Genomic DNA, 22772 nt, shown 5'->3' with positions numbered 1-22772 from the left:
TACTGGGGATTATCAATGAAAATTTAAATCACTAATATCTGTGTAGAACTGGCTAATAGAATAAATTCGCTTTTGTTTAGCGAATTGTTCGGACACTTTAAACATTTTATCACTTGATAAAAGTTCATAAAAAAAGTTAACAAATCATAAACTATAGTTAATTTTTTTAAAACCTTTTATGATGGATAATTACGAGTTGTTAAAATTAACTGTTGTAGCTCCAGCATGACCATATTTTATTGCTTTTAAAATTTAAAATGTTAATAATTGTTAAAATTCTTTTTTAATTCACTCATTATTGTCATATTTAAAAACCAATAATGGTATAACTAAACAAACAAAATTTATTATGGAAAAAAAGCTAAAGAAAATGAGCTTTGCTGTAGCAAAAAACGAATTATCTAGGAAAGAATTGAAAGGTATTATGGCAGGTAGTGGTGGTACACTATGCATCCTTACAAATCCAGCTTGCCCGTCAGGAAAACACAGATTTGTAAATGGTCCTGGTAACGGTTTTGCTTGTTGCTAAGATTAATTTTATTATTTAAAAAATAAATTAAAATGTTATTGGTCTATATATAATATAAATTCTATAGATTGATAACATTTATTTTTTTAATTAAAATTGGAAAAATAATGAAAATTACTATCTTAAAACTTAAAGTTCTTTTACCAATACTTTTAACATTTTCGTTTGTTTTATTATCATCACAAAATAAATTTTTAATTGAAGGAACATCAAAATTTTATAATAATAAAGAACTTTCCATTTATCCGATACAATTAAATGTTAAGGATACCGCATCAGCCAAACTAAAATTGCTTAATAACAAAGTAAAAGTTATAAATAACAAGTTTTTAATTAACGGTATAATTGATGATTTCCCACACGCTCTTGAGATTAGCTACTATGACAAAGAAGAAAATAGAGTGTATTTCGCAACATTTTTTGTTGATAATAGTGCTACCAACTATAAAATGTCTGTTAATGACTTGATCAAATACAAGCATATAGATCTTCATAGCAAGTCACAAGAAGAATTTAATCTTATTGTTAAGCAGTTGGAAGACAACGGTATAGAGCTTATGCCTTTTGACAGTGATAATTTCATAAAAAAAAATGATTTCTTAAGAAAATACATTAAAGAAAATCCAAATTCATATGTAGCCTTATGGATGATTATTTCTGATTACCGATATATCGGATTTAATGAGGGATTTTCTGAAAATTTGACATTTTTTGGAGATAAAATCAAAAAATCAAAGCTTTATGAAGATCTAATTCTTACTATCAAGAGAGATAAAAAATTTACAATGGGAAATGACTTTCCAGCGCTAACCATTGACAAAACACAACTTCAAAAAGGATATGGAAAAAAATACACTCTGATAGATTTTTGGTTTTCTTATTGTGCCCCATGTCTGAAAGATTTACCCGCATACAAAAGCATTTACAACCAATATAATGAAAGCGGATTTGAGTATATCGGTATATCAACAGACCGCAGTCAGGACATTCAAAACTGGAAAAAAGTAATTAAAAATTACGATTTAAAATGGCTAAATGTCTTGGATGAAAATGGTGTAGAAGCGATAAATCTTAACATCACCAGATTTCCTACCAACTTTCTACTTGATTCACACGGCAAAATCATTGCAAAAGATATTTCACCTGATGAGCTAAAAAGCTTACTGGATCAAAAATAACGGAAGGATTTAATTAATTTCTAATAGATTTAATAAGATTTAGATTTTTTCTCAACATGTAACAGGATCACGTTACAGGTTTTTAATAGTTTAATCAACACTTTTATATCGATCATCTTCGATATGACATAGCATAATGAATAGAATATGAGAGCATTCGATAAAATTATACTCATAACATGCTGGTATGGCGAATATCCTTGGTATTTGCCATATTATCTGCATTCTTGCAGTTATAATTCAAACATAGACTTTATAATAATTACGGACAATACTGATGAAGTTCCCAATCTTCCGGAAAATGTGAAGATTATTTTAAAAAGCCTACCGGAAATAATCTCTTCGACATCGGAAAAGCTGAACTTTAACATTAATATAGATTATCCTTATAAACTCTGCGACTTCAAACCCGCTTATGGTTTTATGTTTCCTGAATTAATTAAAGGCTATGATTTCTGGGGACATTGTGATTTAGATATTATCTATGGTGATATCAGATCTTTTTTCACCAGTGAACTTCTTGAAAATTACGATTACTTAAGTGTGCGACATGATTATACGACAGGATGTTTTGGACTTTATAGGAATATAGACTTAATGAATAATTATTTTCAAAAAAGTAAAGATTATAAAAAAGTTTTTTCTGAATCAAAACACTATTGTTTTGACGAATGTAGCTTCGCTTGGGACTATTTAGTGGATGGCTCTTCTATTTTCGATATAGAAACAGAGATAGAAAGTTTCACACATCTAATGAAGCAGGCTGAATTAGAAAAAACAGTGAGAACTTATTTTGATTTTATTTTAATGGAAGGATTTGAAGGGCATCTTAAATTTGAAAAAGGAAAGATTATATATAGAAATAAGTATGAGGCAGTAATGTATCACCTTTTTTGGCTTAAGAAGAAATTTAAACCTACAACATGGCCAAAGAAAATCCCTGAAACTTACTATATAAGTTCAACCAGAATATATTTTAAATAAAAAAATTCTGATTAATTATAATTGTTTATTTTGTTAAAATTTCCCAAAGTATTCATTTGGTAAAGAAATATTAGACCCTAAAGTTTCATCAAAAAATTAAGACTAAGTAATTGCTCATAAAATATACTGCATATTTTCCTAATGGTCAAACTTCGTTTTCCATTGCTGATAACAGATTGACCTCATTTTACAATTTGGGTGGTTGCGTTGTATTTTTCTGTTGAGCTGAAATTTTAGCTCATCGTTGATCTTGAAATCAGGAAGTTCATATTAGCATTCCTTCGACATTATGGCTTTTGAAAGTGATATTATCATTTTACTATTATTGTGGTAATCTGAAAGGACAACATTGATAGCCCGGCAGCCTTTAATCATTATTTTTGATCCATTGATCCTTAATTCATAATGGTATAGTTTGATCGTAATTAGGTTGGACTTTTTGAAACAGTATTCTGATTCCAATAAACGATCAACCTTTATGTAAAAAATAGTCAGTCAGCCTTGAATGAAAAAACGGCGATGTTAAATGCCGATTTAGAAATGACAAAATTGAGAATGCCAGATCAAACAAATAAGTAGCTTCTCATAAAAGAGTCTACACAAAACTTTTTATCGCAATAGCATTGGCATTGATTGATGATTTTTAATTGCGAAGTTTTTTAATTTTAGAAACTATTTATTACCAATCAATATGATGTATTATTTTGTAAAATGATATTTAAGTCATCTCAGACATGGATATTTCAGTCTAAAGCACTATAAAATAAGCGTTTTAACCATGCAAAATATTATAAAGTGTATTGGATTTTAATGATAAATAAGCAGCTTTGTTACTTCAAAATTTCACTTCTGATTCTGCTCAAGGATTGTGGCGTTATTTTAAGATACGATGCGATATGTTGTTGCGGAACTTGCAAACTTAGTTCGGGATAGCGTTTAACAAATTCAAGATATTTGGTCTTTGCGCTTCCAAAATTTAAAAAATCATTATCCTTCAATTTATTTAGTAATGTAGATTCTGAAACACTCTTGAAAAAAATAAGCAGATTGGGAATTTCATGCATTAGTTTTTCAAAAACTTTAGAGCAGATCCAACATATTTTTGAAGAGATTACAGACTCAATGGAATCTGCAGCAGGTTGTGCAGAATAATAACTTATCATATCTGCAAAGAACCGGTTTTCTCTTATGAAATATTTTGTCACGTCATTACCTTTTTCATCCCTGCGGTAAACCCTCAGTATCCCCTTCTCTACAAATACAATTTTATCGGCCGGATTTCCGGATTCTTGAAAATATTCTCCTGATTTTAGTTCTTTTATCCGGAAGGAATTTGCGACAATTTCAATATCTCTTTCAGAAAGAACACCGCCGAAAGATAATGCTTGTACTAATTTTTCCATTTAAATAACAATTTTACTTTCCAATACGCTTTCAGCACATGAAAGAATGGCTTCTTTCGCTGATAGCGGTTGCCAATTTAGGTCTTTTGCGGCTTTGCCCGAATTAATCTTTCGTGTTACATTTTCAAGCAATACAGGTTTCAATAATGGTTGAAAAATAGAAAATATTTTTGTAATGAAATCAGGAAGTAAAAAAGTGGGTATTGTTCTTTCAGGATATTGCTGTTTCAGGATTTGTGCGATTTCTTTATAATTGTAATGTCCGGCAGATGCAATGTATCTATTATTTACAGCTTGTGGCATTTCCATAGCTTTTATTAATAAATCAGCCACAGATCGAACATCTACAATATCAAACTCAATTTTAGGTAACGCAGGAAGGCTTCCATTAAGAAGGCCTATGATAATATTTGCAGATGTGCCATAATCATTATCTATTACGGGTCCTAAAATAGCAGCAGGACAAATAGTAGTGAATTCCAACTTTGATTCTTCTTCTTCAAGAAAATCCCATGCAGCTTTTTCAGCAATAGTTTTGCTTCTATAATAAGCTGTTGTATCTTTAAGATTAGATTCATCTGTCCAATCATCTTCATCAAAGACATTACTCAATTCCTCTTTTGTTTTACCGTAGGTTATGGTGCCCAAAGCAGAAACCATAACTACTCGTTTTACACTGTTTGCAGTAGCGGCTTTCAAAATATTTAACGTCCCCCTTTTAGCTGGTTCGATCAGCTCGTTTTCGTGTTTAGGGAGCTCGCGAGGAAAAGGTGAAGCAATGTGCAGTACATAATCTACACCTTTTGTAAGATCAAGCCAGATTTCTTCATCGCTTAAATCCGCTTCTGCAAAAGTTAGATTGTTAATGTTGGGTGAGTACTTTCCTATTATTTCTCTAATAGAACTAATTCGATCCCTACTTCTCAATGTTCCAATTACATCGAAATCTTTATTTAAAAGTTGAATAGTTGTGTGAGAACCTAAGAATCCTGTGACACCTGTTAATAATACTTTTTTATTACTCATATCCTAAAACTTTTTACAAAGTTCCCAATCAATTAATACTCAGCAATTAACAATTGGTAAAAAATAACATAGTCTATTGCAAAACTGCTTATTGAAATAAAATTTTTATAATAATAAGAACCTAACATTCCGATACTGTGAAAACCGGATGCAAGCCTAAACCAATTGCAGATATGATCAATGCTATTTCCATATCACATCATAGTCGACTCTATAGTCAGTTTTATCTTTTGTCCAGCTCAGTCTTAAAGTATAACCTCCGGCTTTTAATACTGCTTTAGGAATAGTGAATGACTGATTACCATCTAATTTTATCGCTTTTTTGATGTCTAAATTCTGGTCCTCTGCTCTGTTTAAAACAAAACTGAACGTAGAATTTGTATTGTTAATATCCTGAGGAAATCTCAGAGTAATTCCGTCCGCAGACTGAGAATAAACCGGCTTTTCTGCTAGATTGTCTGCACGTTTCTTAGCATCAATCACATCCTGATACTGAAGTTCTTCTTCGTAATAATGTTCAGTTACCAGTTCGGAGTTTTTTTGCCCGTTCGGAAACAAAAATAACATTGATAAAATAAATATAATAAAAGAGGCAAGGGCTAAAACAATAGCGTGTCCCCAAGTGAAATTTTTCATAATTTAAAATTTAAAACTTTAATATAAAAAGACCATCAAAATAGGTTTGATAAGAGTCGACCAATTTTCCTTCATGTCGTAAACTCCGATGGCAACGTTTTGTTTAGACAAATCAACATATCCTCACTAAAAAGATCTACTCCTTCATTTCGTCATCAAAAAGTATCCGCACTGCAGGAGACTCATCATCTTCAAACTGTCCACGTCGTGCATTGACAATAAAGATAATCAGGAAAACAACAGCTAAAGAGACACTGCACAAGATCATCAAATATAAAATATCCATACTGTATAATTTTTTATAAAATCTTCAACTCACTTATATCGATCATTTTGATTATAAGATAACTGCTTCGGAAGTTTTGTGAACAATTTCAGTTTCACTAAAGTTATTGTCTTCATACTTTCTTGCCTGCTTTTTATTAAAATATTTCCGCCCCAGAATCCAGGTCGAAAGAGTTGTAAAAGAAATAACCGTGATCGAACTCATAGGCATCAGAATAGCCGCAATAAGAGGTGAAATATTTCCTGTAACAGCAAAACTCAACCCCACAATATTATAAAGAATACTGATACCGAAAGTCATTTTCACAACAGTTATCGAACCTTTGCAAACATTAAGATAATCATCAAGCCTGGTAACCTTGTCTCCGTTCATGATAACATCGGAAGAAGGTGTGAAACTGTTGGTATCGTCGGATACTGCAATACCTACATTACTTTGTTTCAAAGCTCCGGCATCGTTCAGCCCGTCTCCGAGCATGGCAACTCTCATTCCGTCATTCTGAAGTTTTTGAATATAATTGAGTTTATCTTCGGGACTTTGATTAAAAGCCATGGAACTAACATTCGGGATGATGGTTTTCAGCTGAATTTTTTCGGAAGAGTTATCTCCGCTCAAAATGAATATCTTGTAAAGGTTTAATTTGGCGAACAAGTCTTTAAGATTCGCACGATATTCGTTTTTAAATACGAAATTCCCTATAAATGTTCCATTTATACTTATGTAAACTGCAGTCTCATGATGTTTTGACGGTTGTCCAATATATTTGGCAGACCCTATCATGTATAATTTCCCTCTAATGTACGCTTGATATCCCTTTCCTGAGATTTCAGAAAAATTTTCGACAGGAAAATAATGATCATCACAATCAATAAATTCATATAGAGATTTTGATAGAGGGTGATTTGAATTTTTAAGTAAAGTCTTTATATTCAGCAAATCAAATTCATTAATTTCATCACCTTCAAACTTAATAATGTTTTTTTTCCTTTCAGTAATAGTGCCTGTTTTGTCAAAAACAACAGCATCCAATTTTGCAATTTTCTCAATCGTCAGTGTATCTTTTACGTAAAATTTATTCCTACCTAAGATTCTCATCACATGCCCAAAAGTAAAAGGTGAAGAAAGAGCCAATGCACATGGACAAGCGATGATTAAGATTGCAGATACCACTTGATACATTTTCTCCAGATCAATAAAGTACCAGTAAATTCCGGCAATACTTGCAATGCCGACAATGATGAGCGTAAAGTATTTACTGATTTCGTTGATCAGAGTATCCAGTCCCGTCTCATGCTTCTTAAAAGCCTCTTTGTTCCAGAGCTGAGTCAGATAACTCTGATCTACATTTTTAATCACCTCCAATTCCAGAGACGATCCGATCTGTTTCCCACCCGCATAGATTTTATCACCCGGCTGCTTGCTGATGCTCTCACTTTCTCCCGTAATAAAACTGTTGTCAATATTACCGTTTCCATTGATCAAAACCGCATCAACCGGTATGATTTCTTGATTTCTGACCAGAATTCTGTCTCCTATTTTAACCTCAGACAACAAAATATTTTCCTGCTTTCCTCCAAAATCAACCTTAGTGACAGCAATCGGATAAAATGATTTATAGTCTCGATCATAAGACAGAGAACTATATGTTCTTTTCTGAAACATTTTACCCATAAGCATGAAGAAGAGAAGTCCACATAAAGTATCAAAGTATCCTGCACCGTAATCTGTTAAAACCTCATAGACACTTCGTCCAAATAACACAAAAATCCCGAGAACAATGGGAACGTCAATATTGACGATCTTATTTTTCAAACCGTACCAGGCAGATTTGTAATAATCGGAAGCCGAATAGAGCACGACGGGAAGTGCAAGGATAAACATTAAAAATCGAAACAGACCTTTGTAGTGCTCTATCCAAAAATCTTCACCTCCGATATATTCGGGAAATGCGAGAAACATTCCGTTTCCAAAACCGAATCCCGCAATGGCAAACTTTACGAGCAGTGATTTGTCCAAATGATCTTCATTTTTATCGGCGGTTTCCAGAGTTATTGCCGGCTTATAGCCCAAATTGGTTAAAAACTTTGCCAATTCACTTAATTTCAAATTATTGTGATTGAATGAAACCTTGACGGTTTTACGGGTAAAGTTTACCTGAGAATACTTTACATCCTTATTCAAAATATGAAGGCTTTCCAATAACCATATACAGGAAGAACAGTGGATGACAGGAATCTTAAAAGTAACAAGACTTGTACTTCCTTCCGAGAAGTCGGTAATCCTGGCAAATATTTCGGGAGTATCAAGATAATCAAATTGAGAAATATTTTCATCGCTCGGACGAATTCCCGCTTTTTTGTTTAACTCGTAAAAATTTGTGAGATTATTGGTGTTCAATATTTCGTAGACCGATCTGCAGCCGTTGCAGCAAAAAATCTTTTCATCAAAAGGTATGCGTATCTTTTGAATATCCAGCCCGCAGTGAAAACAGTTTTCAATCATATGCCCAAATTATTGATACAAAATTATAACAATTTACATACGTACCGGTTGGTTTTATTTGTTTTCTTTTATGACACTTATCATACTAATCAGTATGTAATTGAAATGTAATCATCTTGATCTTCTTACTACATAGATAAACAAGTTACAGACGTATTAATGTTCATCAATAAATAAGCAATACAAATTCTCATAGTTTATTCACTGCAGATCCACTCATTAAGATCATTAACATTTCTGTAGATAAAAGAGCAGTCCTCAACATTTTCATAAGTGTTTTTAATGATATTCTTGGCTTTTTCACCTGCGGTATCATTATCTAGAAAAAGTGAAATTTTCCTGTAATCCGATAATAAATTTTGGGCTTTAAAAAGCATGGTCACTGAATTCAAAATGAGACAATCGGAATAATCCAGCTTATCAGTCATCATTTTTTTGTAGGTCAGAAAATCAAAAAAGCCTTCGAAGATTACAATTTCATTTTCACTGTTCAGCATATTTTTATGCAGCGTTATATCTTTTTTTCCCAGACATATTTTCGCATATGGGCTTCGGATCTCGAAACCTCCGGAATTGTTTTGAAAACCTATACCGAAATATGCTCTACTTTTAATTTGATAATGTACTTCTCTGACCCAATGACTCTGCTCCGACACCCTCCTGGATTTTAAATACCGGATCAATGCGGGATGCTGGATCTCAGAAACTTTATTAATATTGTAACGAGGTGCCATTTGTTCCGAACCAGAATGCTTTTCACTTATCAAAATTCTATTTATATTTTCCAGAAAATTCAAAGCATCGGACACAGAACATTTGTTGATTTGTCTCGTTATAGAAATGATGTCGTAGCTTACTCCTGTTCCAAAATCAAATGCAGTATTTTTCACATAATCTACGAAAAGGCTTGGTGTTCTTTCTTCTCTGTCCAGAGCAAAATAAAATGCAGATTTGCCATTTTCCTTGGCCGGGAAAAGACTAAACGACTCTAAAAGCATTCTGATGGAAATTCTTTGTTTGGCTTCTTCACAATTCATTTTTTTCTTTTTAAGCAATTACTCAATCTGCTGTTTCTTTAAAATAGAAAAGACTTTATTCTTTTTTTTAGTTATGTTTTACAAAATGTCCAAACCTACGCTAAAGAGGGCTTAGTTATCATTTTTGACCGAGTGTAATTCCGAAATCGACATGAGCGAAAATCCGAACAAAACATGAGTACTTTTCCGAGAAAACAGTCTCTTTTACATGACAGCAATTCCGAATTATGATGTAATAAGGGCAATACTTATCCACAACTTATATTATTATTTATGAAAGATGAGCGCAATTCCGAAAAGAGATTCGTTGACGATATATCTCCTTCCTATTTGTAAGTTAAACGAGTGCAAATCCGAAATTGAGATGAGTGCAATTCCGAAGTGCGAATGAGCGCAAATCCGACTACATAATAACCGGATAACCATTGGGCAGCAGCTTCCCCATTTTTGTTTCTCTATACAACTTGATAATCAATTCCTGAATTTTGTATAAGAATTTGATCCCCTCATAATCTGTCGTTTTCTCCTTCCCTGCTCGTGACGTTCTTTTAAACTCTGAAAAAGCTCTCTCTATCATTTCTCTTGTTTGAGGTATCATTTTGTATTGATACTCGAATTGCTGCATTTCCTGGTCAAGAAGATTATATCTCTTTCGCAGATAACGCAATCTGTTGGTAATATCAGACTGCTTTACCGAATCCTTCACTACCCGAGTCTGATCTGCGGGTAATCTGATCTGATAAGGAATGATGGAAATTAAATCATTTGCATATTTGAAATTGAATGACAGATTGTTAAAATTGTGAAGACTTGTCTTGGCAGGTTTCAAAAATTTAAAACAAAAATCATTTGCAGATTTGTAATTGAGTCCAAATTTTTTATTCAGTGTAGAAAGTCTGACTGTAGTTCCGTGATCGGGTATTTTTGCAAGCCAGATTGCGAAAATCACGTGTTTGTTATTTCGAATATTATACACCAGGTTGTAGAGTATATAATTGTATTCGGGTATCACCAGTAATTTTTTCAGCCAGTAACTGCTTATCAAAAATGTGGTGTATCCTCTTTCGTCATAACTCGGTGAGGATATAAGACCTCCAAAGGTCTTTATTTCCCTACCTTTTGAATTCATAGATTTATACCAGCCCATCTTAAATCTGGTCAAAAATTCATAGGCATCAATGACCTGTTTTGTAGAACCGCTGGGAGAAATTTTATTATTCCTTATCTTTATGCATGCAAAAATATTGTTGTCCGTTTCAAATTCTTCATCAAAAAGATACAGTTGCTTGGGTCTGTCTTCGGGACGAAACTGTTCGTTTGCAATAATGATGATAATATTGAAGATTACTCTGAGGGCATTAATTGGAATATCTGCAGCTTCAGAATCTCCAAAAATAAAATCATCCACAAAATGATTGCCCAACCTTATTTGTTCGGGAATACGATCATTCCTGCTTTCAAACTTTTTCCTGATGAGTTTCAGATCTTTATCATAAAAAGACATAGTGTACAAATTTGATTTTTATCATTTGATTTCTGCTTGTCGACAATCTTTAAATTTTGGCATATGCGTACCTTATTTATGTCGCCGGAAATTATTTACGATGTACATCACTGCTTTGATCTTTTTTATGGACTTCAGTGAAAGAGATAATTTTCGCCGAAAGCTCATTGTTATTGATCTTAATTGCGAGAAATGGAAGTATGCTTTTTAACGAAAGCTTCCAGTCTGCGATCGGCCTGTCTGCGGCATTTCTCCATTCATTTTCCAGCCAGTCTCTGTACTTAAGAATACTGGCTTCGTCTAAATGAGATGTATAGATATCGAACGTTTTTGCATGGCCTATAAATTCTTCCAATGTAGGTCGTTTGAAGTCGTTAATATTTTGATTTGCTGTCACAGTTTCGACCGGATTATCATTCTGAGTAGACAGGAAATCTTTTTCATATTGCATTGACGGATCATGTGACGAGAGATTATTTGTCTCGTCTGTAAAAAAGGAATATTCGGAGATACGATCTTCGGTTACAACTTTTTTTTCAAACTCATCAATCGAATAATTCAACAGCAAACGGTAAAAACTTGGATGTCCGTTTCTGGTTTCAAACATAATTAAACCATGGTCAAAAAGTTTTTGTTTAATTGATTTTACTGTTTTTCTTGTCAGGTTCAAATCGCTGCTCAGAGTTAAATCCGAAACTTTAAAATCATATCTACCGTTTTCATATCCTGTCTTTAACAGATAAACGTACATCGCTGCAACGTTCGCTCCGAGTTTTGACTTCTTACTTATCCAAAAGTTCAAGATAATACATCAGTTCTTTTTTCCAAATAACTGCAAAGCCAACTCCTTATCGATAATAATGATATTTCCGTTTTGAATTATTGCTTTATCGAGTAAGCCCGATGATTTTACCTCAGAAGCTTTCGAAACCGAACAACCAAGAATTTTCGCCAAGCCTTTAAGTCCGTATTCGTACTTTTTTTCTGCACTGATTTCTTTTGTCAGTAAAAGAAATTCTTCAACGGTCAGTTTCCATATTGGAGTTTGAGGATCAATTTTTTTCATGACATCATATTTATATTTTTAAAGATAACTGGAGCTGTATTTACAAAGAGACTCGTCTAACCTTCGATATAAAGCAGGTATTTTTAACTGTTTCTATTATTTTTTTGACTGTACATGCAATAAGGCTTCGGCTTCTATTTCCGAACTTGATTTGCTGCTGTTTTGCAATAACCACAAATCAATCTTTTTCCTTTCGAAGAACAATACTTTTCCACCCGGTTTCGAATAGGGAATTTGAGATGTATGTACCAACTTGTAAATGTAAGACCTGGTGAAGCCGGTGTAATCCGATAGCTCCTCTACATTTAAAATTTCTTTTAAACCGAAAATAAACTTCTCAATACGATTTAGTTTCTGGATAATAATGTCGTTTTCCATAAATTCATTATTGATTTGACAGGACAAAAGTCAACATGAAAAACAACATACACAATACAAGTAAACAAGTAAAGTTTAAATAGTTATGAAAAAGATTGATAACTAGTATGAGAATTAAAAGGTATCACGCTTCAAACGTTTTTAATTGAATTTATTATTTAAACTAACTATATACCGAACATCGAAGACAAAATTAAATGAAATGAACAACTAGCCATTATTTGAATTATATTATCTACATCTTTTTTGAGTAGACTGATTTTCACCCTAAAATATCCAAACCCTGAAATGCATCTTCTAAAAATAATTATCTTTAATTACTATAAATTTCACAATGCTAACAGCCATACCTAAACAGGAAGTTGAAGATCGAATAAAAGCAATTGAATGTGATAAGAAAGCTCCGATTTCAATTTCCAAAAGACTGACATCTCCTCACGAAATCACTGCCAATACCAAGAATTGGTTTGAATCATCTAATCATTATTGGGAAAGAAAATCAAAAGACAACATAGTTTTTCATTTATCAATTGACAAAAAATCTTTATCAAGAGCATTAAACATAGTTGACTTATTGGTAAAGCTCTTCGAGTACAGAGGACACTTATTTACAAAGGATATTAATGGTCATGATGTTATTCTGATGTCCGGACGTGAAATTCATATCAGTATGAGGAATATTGGGAAATATCAGGATAATGATAACGGATCATACAGATCAAGAGATTTTGTGATGACAGATGTGTTATGTGTTCAGATCTACGAAGACACATGGAATCGCAAAGAATGGAAAGACACATCCTATTCTCCTCTCGAAGAAAAGTTGATCAGAGTCGTCGCCTATACAGAGTTATTCGCAGAATATTCGCGAGAATATCACTTGCAGTTGGAGGAAAGATGGCGCAAGGATGCGATTATAAGAGAACTAGAGCAAGAGAAGAAAAGAGAGATAGAAAAAGAACAGGAAAAATTAAACCAATTAATTATTGATGCTGAATCATATGACAGAGCAAAAAAGATGGAAAATTATTTAACTGAGCGGAAAGCTTATCTTGAATCAAACAATTTATTTGATGAAGAAGAAAAACAGTATTTTGAATGGGGTATCGAAAAAGTAGCTAGACTTAATCCTATTCTTGTTAATAGGAACTAATATTTTAAAGTTAAATCATCCAACAAAAAACATCCACATCCTCCGGAAACTTTGCGAACACGCCAATCCCAGAGTAAAAAATCTTGATTACCTTCCGAAGATATTTTGATGGTATTTTATAAATCAACGAAGGTGTCACAGACTATAGCTACCTACCCGTTAGATTGAAGTCTGGAAATTACTTGCACGCCATCTGAGTCATCATGAACATTCATACTGATAAGCTCGATTATCTTCATTTTCCCAAAGGCTTGAATGTTAATAAGATAAACGAAATCGCCATGCGTTGAGAACTTAGATACGGCTATTGAAGTATGCGAATATCCGTTGGCATACCTGTTTATATGAATAATGAAAATACTGATGACACTTTCAGTACTTCTACCTCGCTGAGCGCCTTCCAATCGGAATCTAGAATTGAATGAGATTTTACTCGGCCTTAATTTTCATCAATCATTTTTTAAATCCTAAAATATCCTCAGTGTATCGCTTCTGTCTATTTTCCGAATAAAATTTTTTCCTCAGATCATTAAAAAATATATCGTCCATCATGATTTAATTCCATATTATTAATTAATAGAAAGCTTGTGGCCCAAATTGTGTTAAATTTCACCTAAAAATATCAGCAAAAAATTCTTTTTTCTCTAATCCTTAATTTATTGTTTCTTTCCAGTTTTTTGACGGTACGAATCACCGTCTCAACCCGTAATCCGGTAAGATTAGCAATTTGCTTGCGTGTAAGAGGTACCTCATAAGAAAAAGGTTGATTATAATCCGAATTTTTTTTCAGATATTGAAGTATGCTTTCAATTTTTGATTCCGGATTCTGGGAAATCAGAGTAAATAGCATATAATATTTATCGGAAAGCCTATAGGCAATTTGCTTAAATAGTTGCGATGATACTTCAGGGTTTTCATCAAGCATTTTCACAAATGCAGGCTTCAAAATTTTGATGATCGTACATTTGCTTTTAGCGACTGCATTGACGGTGTAAGACATATCACCTATAAGAAATGATTCCCCAATACTTTGCCCATTAAACAATATGTGTTGGGTAAATTCTTTTCCGCTTTCATCATAATTATTGATCTCTACAACACCGCTGCGTATCTGAAAGTAGTATTTTGAAACGCTACCTTCAATAAATATTTCATCATTTACTTTATACTCTTCACAAATTCCTCCGTACTTTAGTAAAAGTTCTTCACAAATAAGCATAATATTACAATTTTGGTGGTTAATTACTTAGTATATTCTTGACATCAAATTGCAAACCAAAAATAATAATTAATCCGAACCAAAAACTAGATAATGTAATCTACATTTTAATTTTATATAAAACCTTAATTCAGCAAATTATTCAGCAAATTGCTCGTTAACAAGTAATGATAATGATAACTAAAATTTTATTTTTTAACTTACCCGTATGTCATTAATAAAATCCATCTCCCTGTAGATCCATATCAATGATACGCATGCGCAGAGGAATATTCACAACAGCAGGGGCAGGGACAAAAAGTTTATCGTAACGACTGTTTGCTTTAATAAATGTGTCCGGGATGAAATGCGATCTGCTCTGTTTCAGCAAAAAAGTTATAGGGGTTTCTATTGAGTGTTAAAGTTCCTAAAGCTTCTACAGGAACTAATTCTTCAGGAATCATTTTTGGTAGAATCTAAAAGATCAAAATCAAAATCGTGCTCATTTTCTTCAGAACCAATCTGTACGCCAAGTTCCGATTCAAGAAAATCGCTATTTTCAATAGTTTCCCAAAGATCTCTTTTGCGAAAACCGGGGTCACCCCCGAATTTTTTTAGATGGAGCATTGATAGACATTGTTGTAAGCATTTTATGTCGATAAAACATTCTCTCGGCATTATGGCGAAGCAGATTTTGCATTAAGTCTTTACTTTTATCAAGCATAAAAGTAGACTTATTCATTACAAAAGTTTATGATTAGTAAAATAAACGTAATATTTAGTTTTAAAAAATTAAGTAAGAAATTTATTTTCAATAATAGATACCATATATTATATGCATGGCATAACAATTCAATAAACCGTAATACACCGCTTCGTATCACATATTATTATGATTTTTAAATTGTCTGTTTTGCAGGCAATTTTTTTATTTAAAATCAATACTACCACATGTTTTATGAGGGCATATTTTTTGTTTAATCTTCACTAAAAAAATATTATGGAAAATTCAAAAACAATATCGGTATTGAATGATTTATTACAGATTACCAATGACCGAATTAAAGGTTTCGAAAGTGTGGAAGGAAAAGTTTGGGAAAGTTATTCTGATTTAAAAGGAGAATATGACAAGATGATTTCACAATCAAAAATTATGAAGAATGAAATCATTAATCTCATCACAGAACGAGGCGGAAATCCTTCAGACAGCGGTTCTGTTGCAGCAAGTCTCCATAGAGCTTGGATTGATATTAAAAATTCTCTTCCCGTCACCAACAATGATCAGGAAACTTTACAAAACGTAGTTTTCGGAGAAAAACATGCCATTGCAGCTTATGAAGACGCCTTAAAAAGTGGAGACTTATGTCCTGAAAGTTCATCAGTAATTGCTGATCAACTTCACAGCTTGAGAACTTCATATCATCAATTTAATAATATTGAACATTACAAAAGTAAAGAAGATTAACTATTTAATTAAAACCAAATTATATGAATTACCAAGAAGCATTACAGCATAAGAACGAATCATTAAAAAATGCAGATGAATCTGTATTAAATATGTTTCACCTTGTGATTGCTCCCGCCAATACTGATGAGAGTAAAAAATTTATCGATGATTTCCTGAAGAATCCAGAAAAATTTGATGATGAAAGCTGTAAAAAATACTCATCCGATGGCCTTTTTGATGTAGTGAGTTTTAATAAAGAAGAAAAATAACTCTAAGCTTAATTAAAACAAAAACGGTAAGAATTATCTTACCGTTCTTATTTGAAATTTAAAATTAACTTTTACCCGTTTACAATAATTCCGCCATTTGGATGCAAAACCTGTCCTGTAATTTGTGCTGATGCTTCTGTAGCCAGAAAAAGATAACTCGGTGCAACTTCTTCAGTTGATGCATTTCTTTGTAAGGGCGATTTACTTTCATCTTCTTCTTTCTCACCAAAAGTTTCTTTCGTTAAAGGTGTAGCAACAGGACCGGGTGCTACCGCATTTACTCTTATTCCTTTTGGTTTAGACTGCAATGCCAATGATCTTGTGAAGGAAACGATTGCGCCTTTTGTTGCAGCATAATCTAAAAGTTCTTCGTGACCTTGATATGCAACTGCTGAAGTGGTATTTATTACGCTACTACCCCCTTTTAAATAAGGAAAAACCGCTTTTGATAATAAGATCATTCCGATAATATTTGAGTTGAAGGTTGTGCGAATATCTTCTTCTTTTAATTTTGAAATATCATCCTGTGGAGTTTGTGTTCCTGCATTATTGATTAAAATATCAATTCTACCAAACTTTTCAACAACCTCTTTGCCTGCTTTTTCACAAAAATCATTTTCATTGATATCCCCTTTCATTATTATACATCCGTTTCCAAAAGCCAGTATTTCTTTTTGAGTTTTTTCGGCGTCTTCATCATCACTGTGGTAAATAATTGCAATATTGGCTCCTTCTTTAGCAAAAAGTAGAGCTATAGCTTTACCAATTCCACTATCTGCTCCTGTAATGAGAGCCGTTTTATTTTTTAGTTGTAAATTGTTCATAGTCTTATTTTATGATTTAAAATAATTGTTAAATACTATCTGATTTGTGTTGTTCTAAGTAAGTCTTGAAACATCCTAAAATAAATTCGGAATAATAAATCTGGACATTTTCCGCCTCTGTTCTGGGATGTAAATCAAGCTTTTTTGTAAAAATTACAGCATTTTTATAACTAAAACTGAAATAAGCAAAAATTTTGTTATCAGACTTTTCTACCGGAGTTGCGTATCCTGTAACAGCTATTCCCCAATCGGTACTAAAAGATTCGGCAATATGCAAAGCCATCACTTCAGCAATATGCTCGGAAACACAATCCCAACTTTCGGCTTCATCTTTATTAACCTTTAAAAATTTCACTTTTTCTTCTAAGGTATAGGCCGTAATTCCGCCCTTATAGAATTTTGAAGCATCAGGCATTTGTGAAAATGAAAACTGCAAAAAACCAGAAGTTACACTTTCTGCAACCGATACGCTTTCTTTCATATCTAACAATAACTGACCTATTCCGGACAGCAGATTTTTTTCAAGTTCCATAAATAGGTTTTTAAAAAGTTTAAAAGAAATTACTTTATCGTGCAATCAATTGCAAATTTTAAAACTTTACAATCAATAAGTATGCTGACACGAAATGCACAGATCAAATTATTTTAATTCGGATGAATTGAGTTTTTCATATTAATTATTGATGATTCGATTAGTGTTAACCGAATTTAGTAATTAAACATCTTTTAGAGTATGCTTGTAATCATAATGCTAAAATTTTTATATCTCAACAATATAGATCTGAAACTCACAAAATTTTACTTTGTCTTAATATTTCAATTTTAAAAAGCTTATTATGATTACAATTATAACTAATCTATAATCAAAAATTTAAATATCTAGAACCTAGACAATGGTCTTGTATTTGTAAATTATAACGTAATACAAATTACCACCTCACAAAAACAAATATACCATGCCTTCAACTGAAAATACAGAACTTCAAGGCGGACAAGGACAAGTTTTAAGTCCAGAAACTTACCGCGACTCTATTGGAACAATGGAGCAATCAGGAAAAAGAAAATGGGTTTTTCCCAAAAAACCAAAAGGCAAATACACCAATTACCGAACTATTGTTGCTTACATTTTATTAGCTTTTTATTTGGCAGTTCCTTTTGTTAAAATAAACGGAAACCCTTTTATATTGCTTAATGTAATCGACAGAGAGTTTTTTATTTTTGGGCAGCCATTTTATCCCCAGGATTTTTTCCTTTTGACTTTAGGAGCTATAGTTGCCTTAGTGTGTATCATTATTTTTACCATTGCATTTGGCAGAATATTCTGTGGCTGGATTTGTCCGCAGACTATTTTTTTGGAATCTGTCTTCCGTAAAATAGAATTTGCTATTGAAGGCGATCGAAACCGACAGATGAAATTGGACAGACAGGAATGGAACAGCGAAAAAATCTGGAAAAGATCATTAAAATGGACGATATTTTTCATCCTTTCCCTTATTTTCACTCATTTTATGATGATGACGATTGTTGGTTCCGAAAAAGTTTTTCAGACTGTTGCTGAAGGCCCTTTTGTACATCCAACCAATTTTATTGTAATAATCCTTTTTACTATTGCTTTTTATTTTGTTTTTGCATGGTTCAGAGAGCAGGTTTGTACTTTGGTTTGTCCATACGGAAGACTTCAGGGTGTTTTAATCGATAAAGAAACCATCAATGTATTTTATGATTATAAACGTGGCGAAAACAGAGCAAAATGGAGAAAAGGTGAAAACCGTAAAGCAGTAGGAAAAGGAGATTGTATTGATTGTTTTCAGTGCGTAGTTGTTTGTCCTACCGGAATCGACATTCGTGATGGACAACAATTGGAATGTGTAAATTGTACAGCTTGTATCGATGCCTGCGATGAGGTAATGGAGAAAGTCGGGCTTCCAAAAGGGCTAATTCGTTATGCTTCAGAAAAAGAAATCGAAACCCGATTGCCTACAAAATTTACGACAAGAATGAAAATATTTATGATTGTTTTGGTTGCATTACAGCTTTTATTAGGTTATCTTCTTTATAACCGGGGTGATCTTGAAGCAAAATTTATAAAGCCTGCTGGAAGCACATTTTTTGTGAGAGATGAAATGATTATCAATACCTACAATTATACCTTTTTAAATAAATCAAATGATAAAAAAATCTTAACAATTAAAGTTATTGAGCCGTCTCATGGTGAAGTTATTTATAGCGGAACAAGTAAAATTACGGTTGATAAAGACAAAATTACAAAAGGAACAATTAGTATTACTTTTCCGGAAAAGGAAATGAGTTTGAGCAAACAGAATATCACAATTGGCGTTTATGATTTAAAAGGAAATCTTGTTGATTCTTACGAAACATATTTTGAAGGACCATTTAAACTGCAGTTTTAAACTAAAGAAAAAAGAGGGATCTTATTAGTGCGCCTCTTCTTTTTTACGAAATAAATTTATTTGAATTCTACCAAACCCTTTGTTAGACATTTCCACTGTATTTTTGAAAAACCAAGCATTCCTCCAACTGCAATCATCATATTTCTTATTGAATTAAAAAATCCTGTTTTTAAATTAGGATATTCATTTCGCCCATAAATTCCCGCTTTTACACCATCTTTTTCTTTTGAAATAATAAACGTTGAAGTCGCATTATTAGAATAAAAATGGGCAATTTTTTTTGTGTTTTCTTTTACAGGATCTTTTGAAGGTCTACATTGAATGATTACCATATCGGGATTTGCAAGATCAATTGAGATAATCTGAACCCAATCAAACGATCTTCCTTCACTCCCACCCGGTCCGGGAATATCAATTCTGATGTAATCACCACGTTGGGGAAAACGTTCTACATTTTTTCCTACAGAATCACAAAGCCGAAAATCAGTAGTACTCTCCTTACAGTAATCTCGCCATTGGTTGATGGATAAAAAACGTTTTTTCAGAATGGTAAATTTCAGATCAAGATCATTAGGATTCCCTACTTCTTTTTTACTTTCGGTGTCATGAAAGCTACCCTTTACATGCTTGGGAACTCCCGGTATATTTTTAGGTTTCATTAGATTTTTTTTTATTTTAAAAAGTGATTACGGAGTTTCATCATTCGCCATATCGACCGGTTTAGATTCCGGCGAGCCTTTTTCCCGAAGCCAGATTGACAAAACAACCAAAGAGAAAACTGCCAGAAATTCGCTCTGCCAGTTTTGTAAGGATTCAAACCAGAACCTGGATTCCGAAAGATAATCGTACCATCGCAATGGCATTTCTCCTTTGATTATTTTCTCTGTATTCTCATCTTTAAAACTTCCGTAAAAATGAAGGATAAAACTTATGAGAAATAGAATAGCGAAAGCAAGCGATAAAGAATGCTGATAAATTTTAAGATAAATTCCACCTTTTCTCACCGGCCAAGGCGCATTTGGATGAGGTTGTGGTTTCTTGTCAACATCTTCAGGCTCTGTTAAAGATTTCGATTCGCTTGAACCTTTTTGCCTTAATGAAATGGTTAAAAGCACATAAAGCATCATCTGCAAAAATTCACTTTCCCAATTTTCGAAAGTAGCCTGAATGAAATGTCCGCTCTGGAAATATTCTGCAAAATTTAACAAAGGTTGTCCTAGCTTTACAAGTTCTTTATTTTCGGTAGTAAATCCCGTAAAAAACTGACCAACCAGACACAAAATCATTAGAATCAATAAAACAATTCCTAAGCTGTTTCGGTAAACAAAACTTGTTTTAAGCATTTTCTTCATTTCCATATTCATCAAAATATATTCTCTGTAGACCTTCTGTAGACGGTGCAGTAAGCAATTTTCCATTGACTGCAAATCTGGAGCCGTGACAAGGGCAATCCCAACTTTTTTCGGCACTGTTCCAACGGACATCACAATATGTGTGGGGACAGGTGCTTTTCAGAACATGAGTCTTACCGTCGGTTTCTTTATAAATTGCATATGAGTCACCTTCGTATTTCACCACTTTTGCTTCACCATCATTAAGTTCTGCAAGACTGTTTATTTTTTCTTTAAATAATTTATCTTTCACAAAATCTGTTGCTGAACTTGCATTTTCCTTCACGAAACTGGCAAATCCTGCAAGTGGTTTTATTCTCCCGGGATCGAAAAGTTTTTCGTATCTGCTGGTTTTTTCCGTAATTAAATCTGAAATAACTTCTGAACTGATCGTTCCGAAGATCATTCCATTGCCCCGAAAACCTGTGGCAGTATAAATATTTCCTGTGCTTCCGGGAAGTTTTCCGATATAAGGCATTCCGTCGACAGGTTCATAATACTGGCTCGACCAACTGTAAACAGCCGCACCAACATTGAAATGTTCTCTTACATAGTTTTCAAGATTAGATAAGCAAACTCCGGTATCTTCTTCGTGACCGGTTTTGTGGTCTTCACCTCCTGCAATCAATAGTTTTTTATCATCAATAATCTGCGTTCTGTAGTATCGGTAAGGATCGTACAAATCATACATCAAATCTTCTGAGTATTTATGGTCTTCAATTTCAAAAGCCATCGCATAACTTCGATAAGGAGCCGTCATCAAATGAAGCACATTTACTCCTGGCGGAATATGTGTTGCATACACCAAACTTGCAGCTTGGAATAAACCCTTTGAAGTTTCAACCGAAATAATACCATCCTCGTTTTCAGTATGATTAATGCACATGCAATCTTCCAAAATAATTCCGCCTAAAGAAATAAAAGCTTCCACAAGTCCCTTGATATATTTTATCGGATGAAATTGTCCCTGATCGGCAATAGAAGCTACACTCACAAAAGAAACAGGAAAAGAAACTCCATCACAGAATTTCATATCGATGCCTACTTTTTGAGCGCCTTCAATCATTTTCTTCAGTTTATCGTGCTGTTTTTGATCTAAAGCAAAAATATAACCTGTCTTTTTTTGAAAATCACATTCAATTTGATAATCTGAAATATTGTTTTTTATTATTTGGATCGCTTCGGTTCCAACATCCGCCAGAAGTCTTGCCTGTTCTTCACCAAAATTACTGATGGCTTCATCGAAAGTGATATCGAAAAACGTATTGAGATGGGCGGTTGTTCCGCCGGACGTACCGAATCCAATGTTTGAAGCTTCCACGAGAAGACATTTCTGACCACGTTTCTGTAATTGCAAAGCCGTTGAAAGCCCTGTAATTCCTCCGCCTGCAATGATTACATCGAACATTTTATTATTTATGATCTGCTCCTCAGAAAAAAATCTCTTTATTTCTTCCTGCCAAATGCTTTTTCTTGCTCCGTCTCTAAACATCTTTTGTATTTTAATAGTTAAATAAATTTTGGCTGCTTATTTTTTAAAATTTAGAGCA

Annotated in this window: 23 protein-coding genes and 1 pseudogene; 7 read left to right on the top strand and 17 right to left on the bottom strand. The window is 33.2% G+C overall.

The genetic code is table 11. The annotated features are described in order from the left end of the window. Positions 1-370 precede the first annotated feature (370 nt). The 3 genes from EG358_RS08000 to EG358_RS07990 all read left to right on the top strand — a co-directional run bounded on the left by EG358_RS08000 (position 371) and on the right by EG358_RS07990 (position 2691). Positions 371-529: a hypothetical protein gene (locus EG358_RS08000; RefSeq protein ID WP_159436381.1), complete on the top strand. Its 159-nt coding sequence runs from the start codon at positions 371-373 to the stop codon at positions 527-529. Positions 530-636: 107 nt separating this feature from the next. Continuing rightward, the gene (locus tag EG358_RS07995) at positions 637-1707 is read left to right on the top strand and encodes a TlpA family protein disulfide reductase (protein WP_076561567.1); all 1071 of its coding nucleotides are present in this window, start codon (positions 637-639) and stop codon (positions 1705-1707) included. A 147-nt stretch (positions 1708-1854) separates the two neighbouring features. Further along, complete coding sequence (locus tag EG358_RS07990) at positions 1855-2691, top strand: DUF6625 family protein (protein ID WP_076561566.1); 837 nt, start codon at positions 1855-1857, stop codon at positions 2689-2691. A gap of 830 nt (positions 2692-3521) precedes the next feature. Here the strand turns inward: EG358_RS07990 and EG358_RS07985 are convergent. From EG358_RS07985 to EG358_RS07940, 10 genes are all read right to left on the bottom strand, one after another. Beyond that, the gene (locus EG358_RS07985; RefSeq protein ID WP_076561565.1) at positions 3522-4094 is read right to left on the bottom strand and encodes a Crp/Fnr family transcriptional regulator; all 573 of its coding nucleotides are present in this window, start codon (positions 4092-4094) and stop codon (positions 3522-3524) included. Next, positions 4095-5120 (bottom strand): SDR family oxidoreductase, encoded by a 1026-nt coding sequence (locus EG358_RS07980; RefSeq protein ID WP_076561564.1) that lies wholly within the window; start codon positions 5118-5120, stop codon positions 4095-4097. A 183-nt stretch (positions 5121-5303) separates the two neighbouring features. Beyond that, on the bottom strand, positions 5304-5756 hold the full coding sequence (locus EG358_RS07975; protein ID WP_076561563.1) for a FixH family protein: 453 nt from the start codon (positions 5754-5756) through the stop codon (positions 5304-5306). Between the two features lie 136 nt (positions 5757-5892). Then, positions 5893-6042, bottom strand: a complete 150-nt coding sequence (gene ccoS, locus EG358_RS07970) for a cbb3-type cytochrome oxidase assembly protein CcoS (RefSeq protein WP_076561562.1) — start codon at positions 6040-6042, stop codon at positions 5893-5895. A 51-nt stretch (positions 6043-6093) separates the two neighbouring features. After that, positions 6094-8544: a heavy metal translocating P-type ATPase gene (locus EG358_RS07965; RefSeq protein ID WP_083677063.1), complete on the bottom strand. Its 2451-nt coding sequence runs from the start codon at positions 8542-8544 to the stop codon at positions 6094-6096. Between the two features lie 197 nt (positions 8545-8741). Beyond that, positions 8742-9581 (bottom strand): toprim domain-containing protein, encoded by an 840-nt coding sequence (locus EG358_RS07960; protein WP_076561561.1) that lies wholly within the window; start codon positions 9579-9581, stop codon positions 8742-8744. 403 nt (positions 9582-9984) lie between these two features. Continuing rightward, complete coding sequence (locus tag EG358_RS07955) at positions 9985-11085, bottom strand: hypothetical protein (protein WP_076561560.1); 1101 nt, start codon at positions 11083-11085, stop codon at positions 9985-9987. A gap of 91 nt (positions 11086-11176) precedes the next feature. Continuing rightward, complete coding sequence (locus EG358_RS07950; protein ID WP_076561559.1) at positions 11177-11887, bottom strand: hypothetical protein; 711 nt, start codon at positions 11885-11887, stop codon at positions 11177-11179. Positions 11888-11896: 9 nt separating this feature from the next. Beyond that, positions 11897-12151, bottom strand: coding sequence for a DUF3853 family protein (locus tag EG358_RS07945; RefSeq protein WP_076561558.1), 255 nt, complete (start codon positions 12149-12151; stop codon positions 11897-11899). A 96-nt stretch (positions 12152-12247) separates the two neighbouring features. Further along, the gene (locus tag EG358_RS07940; protein ID WP_076561557.1) at positions 12248-12529 is read right to left on the bottom strand and encodes a helix-turn-helix transcriptional regulator; all 282 of its coding nucleotides are present in this window, start codon (positions 12527-12529) and stop codon (positions 12248-12250) included. 334 nt (positions 12530-12863) lie between these two features. On the opposite strand from EG358_RS07940, the gene EG358_RS07935 reads away from it, so the two are divergent. Continuing rightward, the gene (locus tag EG358_RS07935; protein ID WP_076561556.1) at positions 12864-13682 is read left to right on the top strand and encodes a hypothetical protein; all 819 of its coding nucleotides are present in this window, start codon (positions 12864-12866) and stop codon (positions 13680-13682) included. Positions 13683-14304: 622 nt separating this feature from the next. On the opposite strand, the gene EG358_RS07930 is transcribed toward EG358_RS07935, so the two are convergent. Next, a complete protein-coding gene (locus EG358_RS07930; RefSeq protein ID WP_076561555.1) occupies positions 14305-14901 on the bottom strand; it encodes a Crp/Fnr family transcriptional regulator in 597 nt (198 codons plus the stop codon). Between the two features lie 329 nt (positions 14902-15230). Beyond that, positions 15231-15486 (bottom strand): annotated as a pseudogene (locus EG358_RS07925) (catalase); the annotation flags it as partial. Between the two features lie 394 nt (positions 15487-15880). Between EG358_RS07925 and EG358_RS07920 the strand changes: the two are divergent. Together EG358_RS07920 and EG358_RS07915 are read left to right on the top strand one after the other, a co-directional pair. Continuing rightward, positions 15881-16345 carry a PA2169 family four-helix-bundle protein gene (locus tag EG358_RS07920; RefSeq protein ID WP_076561554.1) on the top strand — a complete coding sequence of 155 codons (465 nt, stop codon included), beginning with the start codon at positions 15881-15883 and terminating at the stop codon, positions 16343-16345. 23 nt (positions 16346-16368) lie between these two features. Further along, entirely contained in the window at positions 16369-16596 is a 228-nt protein-coding gene (locus EG358_RS07915) for a hypothetical protein (RefSeq protein WP_076561553.1), read from the top strand. A gap of 71 nt (positions 16597-16667) precedes the next feature. Here EG358_RS07915 and EG358_RS07910 read toward each other — a convergent pair whose 3' ends face one another. Together EG358_RS07910 and EG358_RS07905 are read right to left on the bottom strand one after the other, a co-directional pair. Continuing rightward, a complete protein-coding gene (locus EG358_RS07910) occupies positions 16668-17420 on the bottom strand; it encodes an SDR family oxidoreductase (RefSeq protein ID WP_076561552.1) in 753 nt (250 codons plus the stop codon). 28 nt (positions 17421-17448) lie between these two features. Next, the gene (locus EG358_RS07905) at positions 17449-17952 is read right to left on the bottom strand and encodes a CinA family protein (protein WP_076561551.1); all 504 of its coding nucleotides are present in this window, start codon (positions 17950-17952) and stop codon (positions 17449-17451) included. A 424-nt stretch (positions 17953-18376) separates the two neighbouring features. Here EG358_RS07905 and ccoG point away from each other — a divergent pair, with 424 nt between their 5' ends. Then, entirely contained in the window at positions 18377-19831 is a 1455-nt protein-coding gene (gene ccoG / locus EG358_RS07900) for a cytochrome c oxidase accessory protein CcoG (protein ID WP_076561550.1), read from the top strand. A 56-nt stretch (positions 19832-19887) separates the two neighbouring features. Here ccoG and EG358_RS07895 read toward each other — a convergent pair whose 3' ends face one another. Genes EG358_RS07895 through EG358_RS07885 form a run of 3 tightly spaced genes read right to left on the bottom strand, consistent with a single transcriptional unit; the run spans position 19888 to position 22714 of the window. Further along, a complete protein-coding gene (locus EG358_RS07895; protein ID WP_076561549.1) occupies positions 19888-20490 on the bottom strand; it encodes a hypothetical protein in 603 nt (200 codons plus the stop codon). Between the two features lie 27 nt (positions 20491-20517). Beyond that, positions 20518-21189 (bottom strand): DUF6766 family protein, encoded by a 672-nt coding sequence (locus tag EG358_RS07890; protein ID WP_228422011.1) that lies wholly within the window; start codon positions 21187-21189, stop codon positions 20518-20520. Then, positions 21167-22714 carry an FAD-dependent oxidoreductase gene (locus tag EG358_RS07885; RefSeq protein WP_076561548.1) on the bottom strand — a complete coding sequence of 516 codons (1548 nt, stop codon included), beginning with the start codon at positions 22712-22714 and terminating at the stop codon, positions 21167-21169. The genes EG358_RS07890 and EG358_RS07885 overlap by 23 nt, the downstream gene beginning before the upstream one ends. Positions 22715-22772 lie beyond the last annotated feature (58 nt).

The organism is Chryseobacterium indoltheticum (genome assembly GCF_003815915.1).
In the GTDB taxonomy this organism is placed as follows: Bacteria; Bacteroidota; Bacteroidia; order Flavobacteriales; family Weeksellaceae; genus Chryseobacterium; species Chryseobacterium indoltheticum.
This window is presented reverse-complemented; position numbering and strand designations above follow the sequence as displayed.

What these genes read in the sequence shown, in the direction of transcription:
- EG358_RS08000 (WP_159436381.1), top strand. Translation starts at nt 371, where the DNA reads ATGAGCTTTGCTGTAGCAAAAAACGAATTATCTAGGAAAGAATTGAAA.
- EG358_RS07995 (WP_076561567.1), top strand. Translation starts at nt 637, where the DNA reads ATGAAAATTACTATCTTAAAACTTAAAGTTCTTTTACCAATACTTTTA.
- EG358_RS07990 (WP_076561566.1), top strand. Translation starts at nt 1,855, where the DNA reads ATGAGAGCATTCGATAAAATTATACTCATAACATGCTGGTATGGCGAA.
- EG358_RS07985 (WP_076561565.1), bottom strand. Translation starts at nt 4,094, where the DNA reads ATGGAAAAATTAGTACAAGCATTATCTTTCGGCGGTGTTCTTTCTGAA.
- EG358_RS07980 (WP_076561564.1), bottom strand. Translation starts at nt 5,120, where the DNA reads ATGAGTAATAAAAAAGTATTATTAACAGGTGTCACAGGATTCTTAGGT.
- EG358_RS07975 (WP_076561563.1), bottom strand. Translation starts at nt 5,756, where the DNA reads ATGAAAAATTTCACTTGGGGACACGCTATTGTTTTAGCCCTTGCCTCT.
- ccoS (WP_076561562.1), bottom strand. Translation starts at nt 6,042, where the DNA reads ATGGATATTTTATATTTGATGATCTTGTGCAGTGTCTCTTTAGCTGTT.
- EG358_RS07965 (WP_083677063.1), bottom strand. Translation starts at nt 8,544, where the DNA reads ATGATTGAAAACTGTTTTCACTGCGGGCTGGATATTCAAAAGATACGC.
- EG358_RS07960 (WP_076561561.1), bottom strand. Translation starts at nt 9,581, where the DNA reads ATGAATTGTGAAGAAGCCAAACAAAGAATTTCCATCAGAATGCTTTTA.
- EG358_RS07955 (WP_076561560.1), bottom strand. Translation starts at nt 11,085, where the DNA reads ATGTCTTTTTATGATAAAGATCTGAAACTCATCAGGAAAAAGTTTGAA.
- EG358_RS07945 (WP_076561558.1), bottom strand. Translation starts at nt 12,151, where the DNA reads ATGAAAAAAATTGATCCTCAAACTCCAATATGGAAACTGACCGTTGAA.
- EG358_RS07940 (WP_076561557.1), bottom strand. Translation starts at nt 12,529, where the DNA reads ATGGAAAACGACATTATTATCCAGAAACTAAATCGTATTGAGAAGTTT.
- EG358_RS07935 (WP_076561556.1), top strand. Translation starts at nt 12,864, where the DNA reads ATGCTAACAGCCATACCTAAACAGGAAGTTGAAGATCGAATAAAAGCA.
- EG358_RS07930 (WP_076561555.1), bottom strand. Translation starts at nt 14,901, where the DNA reads ATGCTTATTTGTGAAGAACTTTTACTAAAGTACGGAGGAATTTGTGAA.
- EG358_RS07920 (WP_076561554.1), top strand. Translation starts at nt 15,881, where the DNA reads ATGGAAAATTCAAAAACAATATCGGTATTGAATGATTTATTACAGATT.
- EG358_RS07915 (WP_076561553.1), top strand. Translation starts at nt 16,369, where the DNA reads ATGAATTACCAAGAAGCATTACAGCATAAGAACGAATCATTAAAAAAT.
- EG358_RS07910 (WP_076561552.1), bottom strand. Translation starts at nt 17,420, where the DNA reads ATGAACAATTTACAACTAAAAAATAAAACGGCTCTCATTACAGGAGCA.
- EG358_RS07905 (WP_076561551.1), bottom strand. Translation starts at nt 17,952, where the DNA reads ATGGAACTTGAAAAAAATCTGCTGTCCGGAATAGGTCAGTTATTGTTA.
- ccoG (WP_076561550.1), top strand. Translation starts at nt 18,377, where the DNA reads ATGCCTTCAACTGAAAATACAGAACTTCAAGGCGGACAAGGACAAGTT.
- EG358_RS07895 (WP_076561549.1), bottom strand. Translation starts at nt 20,490, where the DNA reads ATGAAACCTAAAAATATACCGGGAGTTCCCAAGCATGTAAAGGGTAGC.
- EG358_RS07890 (WP_228422011.1), bottom strand. Translation starts at nt 21,189, where the DNA reads ATGGAAATGAAGAAAATGCTTAAAACAAGTTTTGTTTACCGAAACAGC.
- EG358_RS07885 (WP_076561548.1), bottom strand. Translation starts at nt 22,714, where the DNA reads ATGTTTAGAGACGGAGCAAGAAAAAGCATTTGGCAGGAAGAAATAAAG.